This window comes from Asticcacaulis sp. DW145 (genome assembly GCF_037101385.1).
In the GTDB taxonomy this organism is placed as follows: Bacteria; Pseudomonadota; Alphaproteobacteria; order Caulobacterales; family Caulobacteraceae; genus Asticcacaulis; species Asticcacaulis currens.
The window spans coordinates 1,965,223-1,982,149 of the sequence record NZ_AP029024.1; the positions used below are offsets into that span (position 1 = coordinate 1,965,223).

The window sequence follows — 16,927 nt, forward strand, 5'->3', positions numbered from 1 at the left end:
AATCAAATCCGGTCTTCGCCCCTTCCACCCCTCACGCAGCCCCTACCCGGATCGCCCGACGCGCATGAAGCTTTTTTCGTCACAGTCCGACAGCGGTGGGGCCCAAACCGGCCTCCGCTTCCGGCTGGGCGGTGGAAATGAGCGGTCGCTGAAGTCGAGCCTGCTGACGCAGGTCAGCCCGCGTATGCCCTTGTGGATGCGCGTGGGCGGCCTCAGCCTCGCCCTGGGGCTGATGCTGTTTGCCGGTGTCTCTTCGGCGCGCCTGCAAAACGATTTTTCGTCCGGACGCGCGGCGCGCGATGCTGCCGCCTACGCGCAGGCCCGCCTGAACGCGCTTCGGGCTGACAAGACCGTGTCGGTGGCGCGCGCGGCCATGGAGGGGGCCCTGTCCACCTATGATGCCCGCCCCGAAGCGGCCGAGGCCGCCGTGCAGCGCGGGCTTGAGGCGTCGGGCGGTGCCGTAGCCTCGCTGGCCCTCATTGATGCCGAAGGCCGCATTATCGCCCGCGCCGGTCAGGACGAGGCCAGCCTGCTGACCGAGGCGGCACGCTCTGAAAACAAGGGCTTTGTCGCCCTGGCCCTCGGGTCGCGCCTGACGCGCACGGCGCGCTCCTATCTGGTGCGGACCCCGGCCCCCGGACGCGTCCGGGCCGTGGCGCGCCTCAACAACCCCCTGCGGGCGGCTGAGAATACGCGCGACAATCAGGTGCTGCTGATCAACGCCGCCGGTGACATCATCGGGGCTTCGGACGACAGCCTGACCGGGGAAAACATCCGCATCGCCCTGACCGTGACGCCGGAACAGATCCGCGACAATGCCAATGATGCGCGCCTGACCGAAGGCACGCTGGAGGAAAAGGGCTTTGTGCGTATTGCGGCGGCGCGCGAAGGTGAAAACGGCCTGACCACCCTCTACCTTGTGCCCTCCGATGGGGCGGCCAGTTTTAACTGGCTGGCGACGGCGACGCTGTTTATCGGGCCACTGATCATCGGCGCGCTGTTCGGTCTGCTGCTGATCGTGCAGAGCCGGCGCAATTCCGAAGCGGCCCGTCAGTATGAGGCCAAGGAGACCCGCTACCGGCTGGCCGTCGAAGCGGCACGCTGCGGCATCTGGGAATGGGATCTCGAAAGCGATCAGGTCTTTATGTCCGAAGTCACGGGCGTCATGTTCGGCTGGGGCGGCAGCGGCGTGGCCAGCACCAGCGAAGTCCTGCTGCGCATCGCGCCCGAACACCGCGACACGGTGCGCAAGGCGCTGGTCAATGCGCAGGGGCACGGTGCGCTCGACGTCTCTTTCCGTGTCCCTGGCGAGAACGGACGCGCCATCTGGGTCGATGCGCGGGGTCAGGCGACCGGACCGCGCGGCCTGACCGGCTTTACCCGCCTGTCCGGCGTGGCGCTGGACGTTTCCGAAGAACGCGCCGCCCAGTCGCGGGCCCAGCGCGCCGAAGCGCGCCTGACCGGGGCGATCAACTCGGTCTCCGACGCCTTTGTGCTGTGGGACCGTCGCGGTAAGCTGGTCATCTGGAACGCCGTCTTTGGCAAGACCTTCAATATCGACCCGCGTTTCCTCAAGGTTGGTACGTCGCGCGAACTGATCGAAAAGGTCATGGCCATCGCCATCCGCCGTCAGGAAGCCATGGCCGACGGGCGTGACGGCGTGATCGAGGCCGAGCTGAATGACGGGCGCTGGATTCAGATTTCCGAGAGCCGCACCCTTGAAGGCGGCACGGTCGTTACCGGGGCCGACATCACCGCCATCAAGATTCAGGAGGAGATGAGCCGGCGCAACGAGGAACAGCTTCAGGCCATGGTGGACAAGCTGGAGCAGAGCCGCCGCATCCAGACCGATCTCGCCAAAAAGTACGAAATGGCCAAGATCCGCGCCGAACAGGCCAATCACGCCAAGTCGGAATTCCTGGCCAATATGAGCCACGAACTGCGCACGCCGCTCAACGCCATCAATGGCTTCTCGGAGATCATGGCGGGAGAGATGTTCGGACCGCTGGGTCATGCGCGGTATAAGGAATATGCCGCCGACATCCACAGCTCAGGCCAGCACCTTCTGGCCCTGATCAACGACATTCTCGACATGTCGAAGATCGAAGCGGGCAAGATGACGCTGAAGTTTGAACCGGTTTCGGTCGAAGAGGTGGTGGACGATACGCTGCGCCTTGTGCGGCAGCGCGCGGAAAAGGCGGGCCTCAAAATGCGCGTACACCTGCCGCAACTGCCCGACATTCAGGCCGATTATCGCGCCCTGAAACAGGTTCTGCTCAACATCCTGACCAATGCCATCAAGTTTACGCCGTCGGGCGGCACCATCACCGTGTCCGCTGTTCCGACCGAAAGTTTCATGCACCTCTATGTCGCCGATACCGGCATCGGCATCGCCGAAAAGGACATGGAGCGCCTTGCCCGTCCGTTCGAACAGATCGAAAACCAGTTCTCGCGCACCAAGGAAGGCACCGGCCTCGGCCTTGCCCTCACCAAGTCGCTGATCGAAATGCACTCGGGACGTCTGGAGGTCGATTCCACCGTCGGTCAGGGTACCACGGTCAGCATCATCCTGCCCCTGACCCAGACCACCTCCGGGGCCAGCGCCGACGACACGCCGGACAGCCCCGATACGGCCGGCCGCATTGCGGCGGCGTGAGATGACTGAACCCCGCACCCGAAGCCTGAGACTGTGAGCGACCGGCGCACCCTGTGGGGCGTGGGCTGCGGCGTGATCGCCGGGGCTCTATGGGGCCTTGTGTTTCTGACCCCCGAACTGGCGGCGGGCTTCACGCCGCTGCAACTGTCCGCCGGACGCTACCTCGCCTATGGCCTGATCGCCGCCGTCCTGATCGCTCCGCGCTGGAACCGCGTGCGCACGCTGATCGACATGAAGGGCTGGCGCGCCCTGATCCGCCTCAGCCTGCTCGGCAATATCCTCTACTATATCTGTCTGGCGCAGGCCGTGCAGTCGGGCGGCGTGGCCATGACCACCCTGATCATCGGCCTCCTGCCCGTCAGCGTCGCCGTGCTGGGCCGTCACGACCACGGCTCGGTGCCCTTGCGGCGGCTGGCCCTGCCGCTGGCACTCGGTGTGGCCGGCATTGCCTGCACCGTCTGGGGCAGTATCGGCGGCACCTCCGGCTCGTTGTTTGGCATTGTCTGCGCCTTCGGCGCGCTGATCGCCTGGACGCTCTACGCCGTGGACAACAGCCGCTGGCTGAGTCGTCTCGACACGATCTCATCGCAGGACTGGAGCCTGCTGACCGGCCTTGTCACCGGGGCACTGGCGCTCGTTCTGGCCGTGCCCGCCTTTCTCCTGTCGCCGGGCATACATTCGGGCGTTCAGTGGTGGGGCTTTGCCGGGCTGATGGCTGCGGTGGCGCTCCTGTGTTCGGTGATCGGCAATGCCTTCTGGAACCGCGCCAGCCGCCTGCTGCCCATGACACTGGTGGGGCAGATGATCCTGTTCGAGACGCTGTTTGCCCTGCTCTATGGCTTCCTGTGGGAAGGCCGCTGGCCCTACCTCAGCGAAGTCGTCGCCATGGGGCTTCTGTGCGCCAGCGTGCTGACCTGCGCCGCCGCTCACCGACCACGCACGCCACAAGCGTCAGCGTGAGGCCGAAGCCGCCGCCGCCTTCGCCTTTTCTTCCGCCTTACGCACATCCGACAAGGCCTTGGACCGCGCGCGGAACGGCGTCTTGATCAGCGGTTCCGCGACCTTGGCGCGTTCCTCGGGCGGCAACTGGATCAGCAGCGAGATGATCGCCGTTTCGATCTTGTCCTTGGCCGAGGCCTCGGCGCGGCGCGCCTTGGTGATTTCCGCCTGAATGGCAACCGGGTCGGGCTTCGGTTGCAGCATCAGTTCCGCTGCCGATTTGCGGAAGGCGCGGCTCTGGTCCATATCGCTCTCGCCGGCCAGCGCCGCATCGGTCAGGATCTGACGCGCGACTTCCTGGTTGGCGGGGCTCAACCCTTCGATCATGTGCAGCAGGGCCGGTGCCGACCGATCCGGCTTCGGCCGCAAATGCTTGGACGCAATAACGCCGACGCCGATCAGCGAGCCCAGCAAAAACACGTTGAGCGCCAGCGACACCCCCAGCCAGGTGCGGGCGGTGGGCCGCTTTTTCGGAGACGCAGGCGGAACGGTCTCAGGCATTACCAGTTATCCACCTCGGCCAGACTGGCCGAAGCCAGCACCGCTTCGGCGCGCGCCTCGGACAGGGTCATCAGGCCGATATTGAGGCCGAACACGATCCCGGCGGCACAGGCTGCCGCTAAGCCGATACCCCCGGCCAGCCAGCGCCGGCGCGGGCGCACAATGGCCGGTGCCGGACGCGTCGCCACCCCCGCCGGCATCATGCGCGCCAGAACCTCCCATTGCAGCGCGACGGAGGGTTCAACCTCATCCGCCGAAGACAGCCAGTTATCGAGCGTGTGCGCTTCGGCCAGAACGCGGCGGGCGATTTCGGGGTGTTGCTGCCTGAACAGCAGGGCGGCGGCGCGCTCGTCCGCCGGCCAGCGCTGGGGGTCGGCCCCATAGGCCTCGACGATCGCTTCGAAGCGTTCGGATGTGATCTGACTTTGCATCATAACGCTCCTTTCCTAACTCTTGTTGCCTTGAATGACTTTTAACACCGGCCGGCCGCTGGCTGCTGATCCGCCGATCAGGTCGCCGCGCGCCTCGCTCAGCTTCGCCTTGAGCTGCCGCCGACCGCGCGACAGCAGGCTTTCCAGCGCCTCGACCGAAACCTCCATCAGGGCCGCCGCTTCGATATTGGACAGTTCCTGATAGTAGCAGAGGACGATGGCCACCCGCTGCCGTTCGGGCAGGGTCGCCAGGGCGGCTTCGACCGTCTGGCTCATCTGCTGCTGATCCAGCCGCCGCGTCGGGTTGGCCGAAGGGTCGGCCAGCTCGATTTCGGTATGATCGACCGTATCGCGCCGCCGCCGCAGCCGGTCGTAGCACAGATTGACCGCCACCTTGTGCAGCCAGGTATCGACGCGCGCCCGACCCGGCACCCACAGCGGCGCCTGCTTCCACAGGCGCAGCAGGGCCTCCTGCGCCACGTCCTCGGCCTCGGCGGCGTCATTGAGCAGACGCCGCGCCAGAGACAGGATGCGCGGCAGTTTGCGCGCCACGAGGGATTGTGTGGCGGCAGCGTCTCCGCGCGCCACGGCCTCAATCTGCGCCTCATCCGGGTCTAGGCCTGTGGTCATGGCCTGTCCTGTCCCCTGTTCTTTCGGGCGACGATAGTCCGCCTCAGGCGTCACATTACTCATAAGCGGGGCCTTTAAGCAACAAGGGTTTGGGCAACCGTTTGCGGCCATCTGACCGATCCGTTTGTTACAGGCTTTTACGCGGTGAGACCGACAATCCGTCGTTAGCGTTCGTCGCGCGGCGCGACCACGGTTTCAAACGCATTGCGGGCGCGTTTGCGCAGGTCTTTCAGCTTCTTTTCCAGCGTATCGAGACGGCGCGTATGCACCGCACGCGCCAGCTTGCGCTGAAACGCTTCCGGTTCTTTCGACGGGTCATCATTGGCGTCGAGCGAAACGCGCATCACCTGCGCCAGACTTTGCTGCACACGCCATGCGGCGCTCAGCGCTTCGATATCGTCGGCTTTTGCGAGACCGGCGCGCTGCATGGCCTGAAGCGCGGCAATGGTGCCGACGCGCAGCGGCCCGCCATTGGCGGCGTGCACCAGTTGCAGATACTGCGCGGCGAATTCGCAATCGACCTGCCCCCCGACGGCCAGCTTGAAATCCCAGAAATTTTTGGCCGGGCGTTCCTTCTCCATCAGGGCGCGCATATTGAGCACGTCCAGCGCCGTTCGCGCCTCAGACCGCGTGGCGCGCAGGATGGTTTCAAGCTTCAGCCGCACAAGGTCGGCAAAATCCTCGGACGTCGCCCACACCACGCGGGCACGCGTCAGGGCCTGAAACTCCCAGGTATCGGCGTCCTTGGTGTAGTAGTTTTCAAACGCCGCCAGCGACACCGCCACCGGCCCCTTGGCCCCGGTGGGGCGCAGCTTCATGTCGATTTCGTACAGCGTACCTTCGTGGGTCGGGGCCGACAGGGCGGCGATCAGGCGCTGCGTGAAGCGGCCAAAGAAGGTTTCTGCCCCCCAGCCCTTGATCGAGGACATTTCCGACGGATCGTCCGGCAGATAGACCGTCATCAGGTCGAGATCGGAGCGCGCCGTCATCTCCTGCCCGCCCAGCTTGCCCAGCGCCAGTATGGCCACCTGACCCGACAGATGGCCGCCCAGCCGCCGCACCTCCTCCAGCGCCAGCGGCGACAGATGGGTGATGCAGGCATCGGCCAGACGCGCATAGGCCGCGCCCGCCGCCTCGGTCGTCAGGCGGCCGTTGAGAATCTGCATCCCGATGCGGAACTGCTGCTCGCGGCAGATGCGGCGCAGGGCGTTCATCACGTTTTCCAGCGCGTTTTCCGGGTCGGGCGGCACGCGTTCGACCTCTGCCTGAATCAGACGATCCAGTTCCTCGCCCAGCGGGTCGAAGAAGCCGGCGTCCAGCATGGCATCGAAAATGGTCGGGTGCCGCGACAGGAACTGCGCCAGACGCGGGCTGAAGCCCATGATTTCAACAATCGCCTTGAACAGCTTGGGGTTGGCGAGGAACAGCGACTGAATCTGCACCCCGGCACTGAGGCCCGAAAAGAAGACGGCAAAGCGCGTGAAGGCGATGTCCGGCGCGCCGGTTTCGTTCAGCGCTTCCAGCAGGCGCGGCACCAGTCGGGTAAACAGTTCGCGGCCGCGTGGCGTGCGCGTCGCCGGGATGCGCCCGTGGTGCCAGCCGCGGATGGTGGCCGAAATCTGCTCCGGGTGCTCAAAGCCCATGCGGGCCAGCGTCTTCAGCGTTTCCGGATCGTCCTCGACCCCGGTGAAGACCAGACTGCCGAACGACGAGGACAGGTCCTCGGAATCGGAGAACAGCTCGCCATAGTGGCCATTGACCAGCCGCAGGGTGCGCGACACAGCCAGATCGAAGCGGCTGAGGTTGGAAAAGCCGCACATGGCGGCGACGCGCATCCGCTCGTCCTCGGCTTCGGGCAGGGTGTGGGTCTGCTCGTCGGCGATCATCTGCACGCGGTGTTCCCAGTCGCGCAGCCGCACATAGGCCTGTTTCAGTTCCTTGGCCACGGCGGGGGCCAGATGCCCGGCACGACGCAGGGCATCGAGCGCGTCCAGCGTGCGGCGTGAGCGCAGCGACGGGTCGCGCCCGCCGAGGATCAGTTGCTGCGTCTGAACGAAAAACTCGATTTCGCGGATACCGCCGACGCCCAGCTTGAGATTGGCCCCGGCGGGGTCGAGGCGTTCATCGACCTTATAGGTGTGTATCTGGCGCTTGATCGACTGAATATCGGCAATGGCCGGATAGTCGAGGCTGCGCCGCCAGATGAAGGGCGACAGGGCCTGCATGAAGGCCTTGGCCTCGATCATGTCCCCGGCAATGGGCCGCGCCTTGATGAAGGCCGCGCGTTCCCAGTTCTGGCCCACCGTCTCGTAATAGTTCAGCGCGAAGGGCACGCTGACCACGGTCGGCGTCGAGGACGGGTCCGGGCGCAGACGCAGATCGACGCGGAAGACGTAGCCGTCGCCGGTGCGCTCACTGAGGATGTTCGACACGCGGCGCGCCAGCCGATCGACAAAGACCTGAGCCTCCACGCCCTCTTTCAACGGCAGCGCGTCCAGTTCGGCAAAGAAGGTGATGTCGATATCCGACGAATAGTTCAGTTCGCCCGCCCCGTGCTTGCCCATGGCCAGCACGAACAGGCCCGGCATGATGCCGCGCTCACCCTTGATGTCATAGTCGATCAGACGGCCGCGGTCGCGTTCTTCGCGCACGGCCAGCGCGATCCCGGCATGGGTCACAGCGTCGGCAAAGCGCGTCAGGGCGGCGGTGACGTGATCGAGCTTCCACACATCGCCTAGATCGGCCAGCGCCGTCAGCAGGTGGGTATCGGCCTTCAGGTGGCGCAGCACGCGCTTGGCGGCCTCGACGTCGAGGGTTTCGACGGTATCGGCCTGATCGGCCAGGGCTTCGGTAGCCAGCAGGATGGCCTTCAGCCGCGCTTCGGGTGGCGACATCAGGGTTTCGCGCAGACGTTGCGGTTCGCGCCGCATCAGCCCGGCCAGATAGGGCGAGGCCCCAAGCACCGGCATCAGGGCCGGACCGGCGCGTTGCAGCAGGTCGGGCCAGCCTTCGGCCTCGGCCACTTCGGCAATCGCCTCATAGGCGTACAGCGCCGCGCCGTCGTTCAGCACCGGCCCGCAGGGATGCAGTCGATCCACCAGCGAGGAAAAGAGAATATCCGCCATATGTCTGTGTTAGGTGAATCGCATCGCAGACACAAGGGTGGCCTTGGGTTTCCCGCTTTACGACTGGGCTTGTCTTAGGGTGCGCGGGCCACCCCTGCGCGCCGGGCTGCGTCTTTTACTGTGAACCCCTTTGTTTCACGAAAGAAGGAAAGGTTAAAAAATAAGAAATCAAGTCAAATACAGTCGCGGTTTTTGAATTAACCCGTTATAAAGCCAGAGCCGTTATTACCGCCTTATCTGCAACCGCCGGAAGTATCGCGTCCATGTCCTTTGCTCAATCGCTTCTGATGCCGAAGAAAATCCTCATCGCCGGATGGGTGATGATCTGCACGCTATGGCTGGCCATTGCCGTCGAGCGGTTCACGGAGATTGAGACCCTGCCCTTCGTCAAGACGGTCTTCGTCTATCTGTTGCTCGACTATATGTGGGCGACCTTCTACCGTCAGTGGCGCGGCGGAAAGGCCTGAGGCCTGATCCTGGAGCGCTTTGCGAAACATGTGCGAGGGTTTTGGCTTCGCCGAACGCCGCTTCGGAATCAAATGCGCGACAAAACAACCCGGTAAAGCGGAACTTCGATTCAAGCCGAACGAAATCCGCTCTAGGGTCCAAACCCAATCAGGTTTCGGACGTGACGCGACGTGACTTTTGTGTCCGGACAGGAGATTGGCGCGCCGTGGAGTGACCTCCACAAGCGACAACCGACGCCTCCGGGCGCAAAAATCACCGCGCCCCGAAGGGGTATGGCGCAGATCGCCCCGTTTGACGTCGCAAAATCTTGAAAGGGGTCACCCTTCCTGCGATTTGGCTCCTGAAACGGAACCATCTGCGCTCATATCACGCCGCAAATCCTGATTGGGTTTGGACCCTAAGGTTTCAGACCGTCGATAAAGGCCGCAAGATTGGCGGCGTGTCCGCGACCTTCAAACACGGACCACGGCGTGTCCGGCACGATCCCCCGGCCTTCGGGCACCTCGCCCTGCGGGTTGGTATAAAGTTCGCCCGACAGGGAAAACCGCCACCCTTCGCCCAGCGGCTTTTCGATCTGGTCCGACAGCGCGCCGCGCGTGGTACTCCCCACAAGCCGTACCTGAGGCAGGGCCCGCATGGCCAGGGCGAAGATTTCCCCGGCACTGACCGTAATGTCGCTCGTCACCACATAGACCGGACCGGTATAGCGCACCCGTGACGACGGCTGGATCACCACCGAGGTGGAGGTCGTTGTCTGCCCCTCACGCCAGGGGCGTTTCTGATAGGCAAGACGCGGCTGATCGTAAAAGCGCGCAGCAATGGTCCGGCTGACGGAATCGTAACCGCCGCGATTATTGGACACATCGACCACGACGGCCCGCGTCCCCTGAAAAGCCGTCAGGGCTTCGTCCAGAATAGCCTCAAGCGCCTGTGTGTCGGACGGATCGGCCTTGGCATCAAACGCCCCCATGGTGACAATATTCAGATAGCCGACGCCATCGCGCACGCCCCAGAAAAGGCGGTTATTTCCCACATGATGCCCCTGCCCGTGCAACAAACCGGACAGTATCCCGTCGCGATAGGCGGCCAGCCACGTCTTTTGCGCGGCCGCGTCACCTACAGCCGTCAGAGTGGGGGCCTCACCCGCCGCCAGTTCGATTTCCACGCCCCCGATCACGCCGTGCAGTTCGCTATGCGGGTCATTGAGCCTGATGAAGATGCGGCTGAGTGCGCCCCACAGCGCGTCATCCGTGTCGATGACCGGATAGGCCTGCCGCACCTCGGCCAGCAGGGCCTCAGGGTCGATGTGCCGCGCCGCGAAACCCGCATAGTGCTGACGCAGGGTCGCAACCGCGAAATCAAACCGTTGGGCGGGCGTCAGCTTTTGATGGCACGCCGCAGGCACACCGGACGCTCCCTCGAACAGATAGGGTGTACCGCCCGGCACCTCGGCAAACACCGCCTCGGCCACGGGCCCTTCGACGGGCGACCACACAGCAAAGCCCTCGGCCTGTGCTTCGGCGTCGCGGGCGTCGGGCAGGCACAGCCCCCCGGCCTCGTGATAGAGGCTGAGCCCGTCGCGACGAATCTCGGCCAGCAGGCCATAGTCGGGGGATCGCCACACGCCGGTGACATCGGCGAGATAGCCGGCGGCGTCGCGCGTCGGACGCTCCTGCGCCTCAGCAATGACCGGCACCCAGATCAGACAGGCCAGACCCAGAGCTACGCGCATATTCCCTCTCCCCTAACCCACTGGCGGCAGGACCAGCGCCGTGCGCAGACCCGGCCCCTGATCGCCATAGACACCGGGGCCCTCGTCGATGCTCAGGCGGCCCTTGTGCGCCACAGCCACGGCCTCGACCATCGACAGACCGAGCCCCACACCCGGCAGCGAGCGCGAATTTTCCAGACGCACGAAACGCTGGGTGATGCGCGCGCGGTCGGCTTCGGGCACGCCCTGCCCCGTATCGGTGACGGAAAACTCGATCTCACGCCGCGAATTGTGCCGCAGCCGCAGGGTGATGCCGCCCGTCTGGGTATATTTGATGGCGTTATCGAGCAGGTTGGCCATGGCCTGCGCCAGAAAATCGCGATTGCCATAGGCCTTCACGCCCGGCTCAATTTCGGCGGTAAATTCCAGCCCCTTATCCTCCGCCAGAATTTCAAACAACTCACGCATGTCCTCGGCGAGCGCCGACGCGTCAAACAGCTTCTGATCGGGGGCCTGACCCGCGGCCTGAAGGCGCGAGATGGAAAACACCGTCTGGAAGGTGCGCAATAGCTGATCGGTTTCGGCCAGCGCCCGCTCGATCACCTCCGGGGCTTGCGACGGGTCCTTCTCGACATCGTAAAGCGACACTTCGAGCTTGGAACGCAGGCGCGACAAGGGGGTTCTCAGATCGTGGGCAATGGCGTCGCCGGCGTATTTGAGATTGCCCATGGTCTTTTCCATGCGGTCCAGCGTCTCATTGACCCGCTCGGCCAGGGCGTCAAATTCATCCCCCGAATTGCGCAGTTTCGCCCGCGCCTTGAGGTCGCCTTCCTTGACCAGATCGAAAACCTGCATCAGGCCCTGCACCGACCGCGACACCTCGTTATTGATGATCATACCGGCAAACAGACCCAGCACGATCACCAGCACCCCGCCGCCCCACAGGGCCTTGAAGCCCATGTCGAAGCCCTTTTCCGACCACGAGGTGTCCATGCCGACATAGAGGTACAGGCCGGGTTTCAGGGTCAGCACCTGACCGCGATAGGCATAGGATTTGCGCTTGCCCGACGGATCGGTGAGGCGGTAATTGATCTGAAACGGCCGTTCGTTTGCGCCGACAATCCGGGCTTTTTCCCGGATGTGGTCGAAAACCTGCGGCGACACCTCGGTGGTGGCGCGCCGGTTTTCAGCCAGGATATCACCGTCACCGCGATAGGCGATCTTGACGAAAAACCATTCGGTAATGTCCTCCTCACTGAGCGTCTCCAGCACCGCCGCCTCGCCCTGCTCGCGGTACACCTCCGCCAGATAGTCGATGCGCGACTTGACCTGCGCATCGGACACCGCCTTGGTCTCGGCCGAAGACGCGATGTAGATATAGGCGAAGATCAGCACCGCCACGAAGGAATAGACGGTAATGAACATCAGGGTCAGACGGAACGGCGTCTGCCTGAACATGGTGGCTTTCAGCGAAAAGCGCGTAAGATTGGGGAGCGCGAACACGACCTGATTTTACGGCTTGAGCTGATAACCTTCGCCGCGCACCGTATGCAGCATCGGGCGGTCGAAGCCCTTGTCCAGCTTGGCGCGCAGGCGGGAAATATGCACGTCGATGACATTGGTCTGCGGGTCGAAATGATAGGCCCACACCTTTTCCAGCAACATGGTGCGCGTCACGCTCTGCCCCACGTGGCGCATCAGGAACTCCAGAAGCTGAAACTCGCGCGGTTGCAGGTCAATCTCGGACGTGCCGCGCTTAACCACGCGGGTGATCAGGTTCATTTCGAGGTCGCCGACGCGCAGAGTGGTTTCCACGGCACCCGTGTCCTTGCGCCGCAGAAGCGCCTCAAGCCGCGCCACCAGTTCAACCAGCGCATAGGGCTTGACCAGATAGTCATCGGCCCCGGCCTTCAGGCCATAGACGCGGTCTTCGAGTTCGCCCAGCGCGCTCAGGAACAGCACCGGCACGTCGATCCCTTCGGAGCGTGCGATTTCCAGCATCGACACCCCGTCAAGACCTGGCATCATGCGGTCGAGCACCACCACGTCGAACTCACCGTCGCGCAGCGCCTTCAGTCCCGCCTCACCGTCGTGCGTAACCACAGAGTCGAAGCCCTGTTCGGACAGGCCCTTCTGCATGGTCAGGGCCGCTTCGACATCGTCCTCGACTATCAATACCTTGGTCATGTGCTGAATGCCCCGCGCAACCGTGTGATTGTCCCTGTTTTACCCCCTCGCCGGGCGGTGGCTGCGCCACCTTGGCCGCCGCCTCGATGGCGGCTTGAGCGGAATGATTACAGAAATCATTTCTCTTTAGTAAAGCGCGCCGCTGGTCCTGTGAAGGGGCCGCGGTGTTAAAAAGCTGTCATGTAGGGGCGGCACAGGGAGGCCCAATTTCCGACTTTATTGCAGCGCACAAATCGGATAAATACCTCTGGCAAGGTCATGGCAAACGCGCTTATTATCAGACAAAAGCGCCCGAGCTTTGGCCCACGCCCACACAAGAACAGAACGCGGATTTCGCTTCAGTCTGAACGGAGCCGGCGCTCTACACAGGGGAGACCGACCGATGACCAAACCCCATTCACCCTTTGAGCAGGGCCTGAAGATGATGGGCACGCAGCAGCAACTGGCGGCGCGCAGTCTGGTCAATCTCATCGGCATGATTTCGGCCTCCTCCCACCGTTATGCGCAGGAAACCACGGCGTTTACGCGCGATGCCCTGTCGCTGATGCAGCAGGCCGCCCAGACCCGCGATCCGGCCGAACTGCGCGAGCTTCAGAGCCAGTGGGCGAAAACCTGCGTCAAATACGGGCAGAACCAGACCCGCGCCACCATGAATTTTGTCGAACAATGCGGCCTTCAGGCGCTCAACGCCTCGGTGCCGCCGACAGACGACCTCCCCCCCGCAGAGTCCCAACCCGAATAGGAGTTTCCCATGCTGACAGGCAAAACCGCGCTCGTAACCGGCTCCACGTCGGGCATCGGACTGGCCATCGCGCGCAAGCTGGCCTCAAAGGGGGCGAAGGTGATGCTGAACGGTATGGGTGACCCGACCGAAATCGAAAACCTGCGCGCCGGTATGGCGTCGGAATTCGGCGTTGAGGTGGCTTTTAACGGGGCTGACCTGACAAAGGTCGAGGCCATCGAGGCGCTTATTGCGGACACGACGCAAAAGCTGGGTGCGCTCGATATTCTGGTCAACAATGCCGGTATTCAGCACGTGTCGCCCATCGAAGACTTTCCGGTCGATAAGTGGAACATGATCATCGCGCTCAACCTGTCGGCGGCGTTCCACACCACGCGCCTCAGCTTCAAGGGCATGAAGGATCGCGGCTGGGGGCGGATCATCAATATCGCCTCGGCGCACGCCCTTGTCGCCTCGCCGTTCAAGGCGGCCTATGTGGCGGCCAAGCATGGCATTGCCGGCCTGACCAAGACGATCGCCCTCGAAGGGGCCGAACACGGCATCACCTGCAACGCCATCTGCCCCGGCTATGTGCTGACGCCGCTGGTCGAAAAGCAGATCCCGGACACCGCCAAGGCGCGCGGCCTGACCGAGGAACAGGTGATCAAGGACGTGCTGCTGGCGGCCCAGCCGACCAAAAAATTCGTCGAAACCGACGACATCGCCGAACTGGTCCTCTTCCTGTCTTCGGACGCCGCCAGGTCGATCACCGGCGCGCTGCAATCCATCGACGGCGGCTGGACGGCGGCCTGAAAGCGCCCTCCCTCCCGGCACTTTTACCGGGAGGGAGGGTTGTGGTGGTGGACTGAACTTGCCCCTTGCCCTTGAGCGTGTGGCAAGTGCTAGCAAATGTCAAAATCAGATCACTAGGCCAGTGTAGCGTCCAGCGTGATCGGCACTGCGGCCAGCGCTTTTGAGATCGGGCAATTGGCCTTGGCGCCAGCGGCCAGTTCCTGAAACTGCTCGGCCGACACACCCGGCACCTGAGCCTTCAGTTTCAGTGTGATGGCGGTGATGGAAAAGCCCGCTTCGGAGGGCGTAACCTCAACCACGGCTTCGGTTTCCAGCAACTCCGCCGTGAACCCGGCCTTGGCCAGGGCGAAGGACAGGGCCATGGTAAAACACCCCGAATGGGCTGCCGCGATCAGCTCTTCCGGATTGGTCCCGGCCTTACCCTCTTCGTCGCCGAAGCGGGTCTTGAAGCTGTAGGGCTGGGCCGTAAAGGCACCGCTCTGGGTGGTGAGCGTGCCGGTGCCGGTCATTCCGTCGCCGCGCCACTGGGCTGTCGCCGTGCGTTTCATCCGAAGTCTCCATCGAGAGCCTCATGCCGAAAAGTGTGAAGGGGTTTTCGGAAACACATGAGGCGTTGCAAAAATAAGGCGGCCCCAACGCGGCCAGTACGGGAACGATTGGTAAACCGGGATGTGTAAACGGGCAATCCTGTTGCGTATCTCTTCTTACCCAACGCGATAGAAAGCCTCGTTTGCCGGTCGGGGTGCGCGCCTGTTACAGGTGAGACGAGGTTTATATCCGGGTATTGAGACATGTGCGAACTTCTGGGCATGAGCGCCAATGTGCCCACCGACATCCGCTTTTCCTTTACGGCCCTGGCCAAACGCGGCGGGGCCACCGGCCCGCACGCCGATGGCTGGGGCATCAGCTTCTATGAGCAGAAGGGCTGCCGCAATTTTCACGACCCGAACCCGTCGGCGACGTCCGAGCTGGCGGCGCTGGTGCGTGACTACCCTATCAAGTCCAAGACGGTCATCGCCCACGTGCGCAAGGCCAATCGCGGCCGCGTGGCGCTGGAAAACACCCATCCCTTTACCCGCGAACTGTGGGGCCGGGCGTGGACCTTTGCCCACAATGGACAGCTCAAAGGCGTCAAAGCCCTGCCGCTGAGCTTTTTCCGTCCGATCGGCACCACCGATTCCGAGCACGCCTTTTGCTGGATTCTGGATCAGTTGGTGCGCAAATATATGGACTATCCGCCGGCCCGCGTTCTGGACAAAGAAGTCAAGCGACTGTTTGCCGAGTTGCGCAAGATGGGCGTTTTCAACGCTTTACTGACCGACGGGCGGTCGCTTTACGCCAGTTGCACGAAAAAGCTGACCTATATCCAGCGCCGCGCCCCCTTCGGTCGTGCGACCCTGATCGACGCCGAAATGCAGGTCGATTTCGCGCAGGAAACCACACCCGATGACAAGGTCATCATCATCGCCACCCAGCCCCTCACCCACGATGAGGTATGGACGACGGTCGAACCGGGATCATCGCTGATTTTCCGCGCGGGCGAGGTGGTTTAATCTCCTCCCTGCGCCTTGGCGTGGGGAGGTGGATTTTGGAGCGTAGCGACAAAAGACGGAGGGGGAGAAGCCTCGGAGTCATCCCCCTCCGTCATCGCCATAAATGGCGCTGACACCTCCCTATTGCTGCGCAACAGGGAGGAGGAAAGAAACGATTATGACCACAGCCATTCAAGTACATCAGACCGGCGGGCCGGAGGTTCTCAGCGTAGAACAGATCGAGGTCGGCGATCCGGGGCCCGGTGAGGCGCGGGTGCGTCACACCGCCATCGGCGTCAACTTCATCGACACCTATTTCCGCTCCGGTCTGTACAAGACCGCCCTGCCCTTTGTGCCGGGCAATGAAGGGGCGGGCATTGTCGAAGCCGTGGGCGAAGGCGTCGATTTCGTGAAACCCGGTAACCGGGTGGTCTATTCGGCGACCCCCGGCGGCTATGCGCAGACGCGCCTGATCGCTGCCGACAAGCTGATCCCGGTTCCCGACGGCATTAGCGATGAGGTTGCGGCGGCGGCCTTTCTCAAAGGCCTGACGGCGCAATATCTGCTGCGGCGGACCTTCCGCGTCGGGCCGGAGCATACGGTCCTTATCCATGCCGCGGCCGGGGGCGTCGGGCTGATCGCCGGGCAGTGGGCCAAAGCCCTGGGCGCTACGGTCATCGGCACGGCCGGTTCTGAGTCGAAGATCGAACTGGCGCGGCAGAACGGTTATGATCATTTAATCAATTATCGCGCGGAGGACTTTGTTGCCCGCGTTCTGGAAATCACCGACGGCCGCAAGGTCGATGTGGTGTACGACTCGGTGGGCAAGGACACGTTTGACGGATCGCTGGAGGTGCTGAAACCGCTGGGCCTCATGGTGTCGTTCGGCCAGTCGTCAGGCGCGGTGCCGCCCGTCGATATTTCGGTGCTGAATGCCAAGGGTTCGCTGTTTCTCACCCGGCCCTCGGTTTTTGGCTATAACCGTGATCGGGCAACGCTTCTGGAATCGGCGCAGGACCTGTTCGACGTCATCCTGAGTGGTAAGGTCCGTATACGGATTGATCAACGATTTGCCCTCACCGAGGCACGCGCGGCTCATGAAGCTCTGGAGAGCCGCGCCACCACCGGCAGCACGCTTTTAATCCCGTGACTG

15 protein-coding genes are annotated in these 16,927 nt (G+C 63.3%); 7 read left to right on the plus strand and 8 right to left on the minus strand.

The window, feature by feature from the left end; translation table 11 throughout:
- Positions 1-64 precede the first annotated feature (64 nt).
- A complete protein-coding gene (locus AACH73_RS09085; protein WP_338734633.1) occupies positions 65-2,656 on the plus strand; it encodes an ATP-binding protein in 2,592 nt (863 codons plus the stop codon).
- Between the two features lie 33 nt (positions 2,657-2,689).
- A complete protein-coding gene (locus tag AACH73_RS09090) occupies positions 2,690-3,616 on the plus strand; it encodes a DMT family transporter (RefSeq protein WP_338734634.1) in 927 nt (308 codons plus the stop codon).
- Here AACH73_RS09090 and AACH73_RS09095 read toward each other — a convergent pair.
- The 4 genes from AACH73_RS09095 to AACH73_RS09110 form a co-directional block, all read right to left on the minus strand.
- Complete coding sequence (locus tag AACH73_RS09095; protein WP_338734635.1) at positions 3,608-4,156, minus strand: periplasmic heavy metal sensor; 549 nt, start codon at positions 4,154-4,156, stop codon at positions 3,608-3,610. The genes AACH73_RS09090 and AACH73_RS09095 overlap by 9 nt on opposite strands.
- Positions 4,156-4,590, minus strand: coding sequence for a hypothetical protein (locus tag AACH73_RS09100; RefSeq protein ID WP_338734636.1), 435 nt, complete (start codon positions 4,588-4,590; stop codon positions 4,156-4,158). The genes AACH73_RS09095 and AACH73_RS09100 overlap by 1 nt, the downstream gene beginning before the upstream one ends.
- A 12-nt stretch (positions 4,591-4,602) precedes the next feature.
- Positions 4,603-5,217: an RNA polymerase sigma factor gene (locus tag AACH73_RS09105; RefSeq protein WP_338735725.1), complete on the minus strand. Its 615-nt coding sequence runs from the start codon at positions 5,215-5,217 to the stop codon at positions 4,603-4,605.
- A 164-nt stretch (positions 5,218-5,381) separates the two neighbouring features.
- Complete coding sequence (locus AACH73_RS09110) at positions 5,382-8,342, minus strand: bifunctional [glutamine synthetase] adenylyltransferase/[glutamine synthetase]-adenylyl-L-tyrosine phosphorylase (protein WP_338734637.1); 2,961 nt, start codon at positions 8,340-8,342, stop codon at positions 5,382-5,384.
- A 263-nt stretch (positions 8,343-8,605) separates the two neighbouring features.
- Between AACH73_RS09110 and AACH73_RS09115 the strand changes: the two genes are divergently transcribed.
- Positions 8,606-8,809: a hypothetical protein gene (locus tag AACH73_RS09115; protein WP_272742504.1), complete on the plus strand. Its 204-nt coding sequence runs from the start codon at positions 8,606-8,608 to the stop codon at positions 8,807-8,809.
- 398 nt (positions 8,810-9,207) lie between these two features.
- On the opposite strand, the gene AACH73_RS09120 is transcribed toward AACH73_RS09115, so the two are convergent.
- The 3 genes from AACH73_RS09120 to AACH73_RS09130 are packed head-to-tail and all read right to left on the minus strand — an operon-like array spanning position 9,208 to position 12,708.
- Entirely contained in the window at positions 9,208-10,542 is a 1,335-nt protein-coding gene (locus AACH73_RS09120; RefSeq protein ID WP_338734639.1) for a S41 family peptidase, read from the minus strand.
- A 12-nt stretch (positions 10,543-10,554) separates the two neighbouring features.
- On the minus strand, positions 10,555-12,024 hold the full coding sequence (locus tag AACH73_RS09125) for a HAMP domain-containing sensor histidine kinase (protein ID WP_272742506.1): 1,470 nt from the start codon (positions 12,022-12,024) through the stop codon (positions 10,555-10,557).
- Positions 12,025-12,033: 9 nt separating this feature from the next.
- On the minus strand, positions 12,034-12,708 hold the full coding sequence (locus AACH73_RS09130; protein ID WP_272742507.1) for a response regulator transcription factor: 675 nt from the start codon (positions 12,706-12,708) through the stop codon (positions 12,034-12,036).
- Positions 12,709-13,090: 382 nt separating this feature from the next.
- Between AACH73_RS09130 and AACH73_RS09135 the strand changes: the two genes are divergently transcribed.
- A complete protein-coding gene (locus tag AACH73_RS09135) occupies positions 13,091-13,450 on the plus strand; it encodes a phasin (protein WP_272742508.1) in 360 nt (119 codons plus the stop codon).
- 9 nt (positions 13,451-13,459) lie between these two features.
- Positions 13,460-14,242 carry a 3-hydroxybutyrate dehydrogenase gene (locus AACH73_RS09140; protein WP_272742509.1) on the plus strand — a complete coding sequence of 261 codons (783 nt, stop codon included), beginning with the start codon at positions 13,460-13,462 and terminating at the stop codon, positions 14,240-14,242.
- 113 nt (positions 14,243-14,355) lie between these two features.
- Here the strand turns inward: AACH73_RS09140 and AACH73_RS09145 are convergent, their stop codons facing one another.
- Positions 14,356-14,790 carry an OsmC family peroxiredoxin gene (locus tag AACH73_RS09145; protein WP_272742510.1) on the minus strand — a complete coding sequence of 145 codons (435 nt, stop codon included), beginning with the start codon at positions 14,788-14,790 and terminating at the stop codon, positions 14,356-14,358.
- Positions 14,791-15,033: 243 nt separating this feature from the next.
- Here AACH73_RS09145 and AACH73_RS09150 point away from each other — a divergent pair, with 243 nt between their 5' ends.
- Both AACH73_RS09150 and AACH73_RS09155 read left to right on the plus strand, forming a co-directional pair.
- A complete protein-coding gene (locus AACH73_RS09150) occupies positions 15,034-15,795 on the plus strand; it encodes a class II glutamine amidotransferase (RefSeq protein WP_272742511.1) in 762 nt (253 codons plus the stop codon).
- Between the two features lie 157 nt (positions 15,796-15,952).
- Positions 15,953-16,924, plus strand: a complete 972-nt coding sequence (locus AACH73_RS09155) for a quinone oxidoreductase (RefSeq protein ID WP_272742512.1) — start codon at positions 15,953-15,955, stop codon at positions 16,922-16,924.
- The last annotated feature ends 3 nt before the right edge of the window (positions 16,925-16,927 follow it).

Bases quoted from the DNA above. Each gene is read 5' to 3' on its own strand.
- AACH73_RS09085 (WP_338734633.1), top strand. From the start codon at position 65: ATGAAGCTTTTTTCGTCACAGTCCGACAGCGGTGGGGCCCAAACCGGC.
- AACH73_RS09095 (WP_338734635.1), bottom strand. From the start codon at position 4,156: ATGCCTGAGACCGTTCCGCCTGCGTCTCCGAAAAAGCGGCCCACCGCC.
- AACH73_RS09100 (WP_338734636.1), bottom strand. From the start codon at position 4,590: ATGATGCAAAGTCAGATCACATCCGAACGCTTCGAAGCGATCGTCGAG.
- AACH73_RS09105 (WP_338735725.1), bottom strand. From the start codon at position 5,217: ATGACCACAGGCCTAGACCCGGATGAGGCGCAGATTGAGGCCGTGGCG.
- AACH73_RS09110 (WP_338734637.1), bottom strand. From the start codon at position 8,342: ATGGCGGATATTCTCTTTTCCTCGCTGGTGGATCGACTGCATCCCTGC.
- AACH73_RS09115 (WP_272742504.1), top strand. From the start codon at position 8,606: ATGTCCTTTGCTCAATCGCTTCTGATGCCGAAGAAAATCCTCATCGCC.
- AACH73_RS09120 (WP_338734639.1), bottom strand. From the start codon at position 10,542: ATGCGCGTAGCTCTGGGTCTGGCCTGTCTGATCTGGGTGCCGGTCATT.
- AACH73_RS09130 (WP_272742507.1), bottom strand. From the start codon at position 12,708: ATGACCAAGGTATTGATAGTCGAGGACGATGTCGAAGCGGCCCTGACC.
- AACH73_RS09135 (WP_272742508.1), top strand. From the start codon at position 13,091: ATGACCAAACCCCATTCACCCTTTGAGCAGGGCCTGAAGATGATGGGC.
- AACH73_RS09140 (WP_272742509.1), top strand. From the start codon at position 13,460: ATGCTGACAGGCAAAACCGCGCTCGTAACCGGCTCCACGTCGGGCATC.
- AACH73_RS09145 (WP_272742510.1), bottom strand. From the start codon at position 14,790: ATGAAACGCACGGCGACAGCCCAGTGGCGCGGCGACGGAATGACCGGC.
- AACH73_RS09150 (WP_272742511.1), top strand. From the start codon at position 15,034: ATGTGCGAACTTCTGGGCATGAGCGCCAATGTGCCCACCGACATCCGC.
- AACH73_RS09155 (WP_272742512.1), top strand. From the start codon at position 15,953: ATGACCACAGCCATTCAAGTACATCAGACCGGCGGGCCGGAGGTTCTC.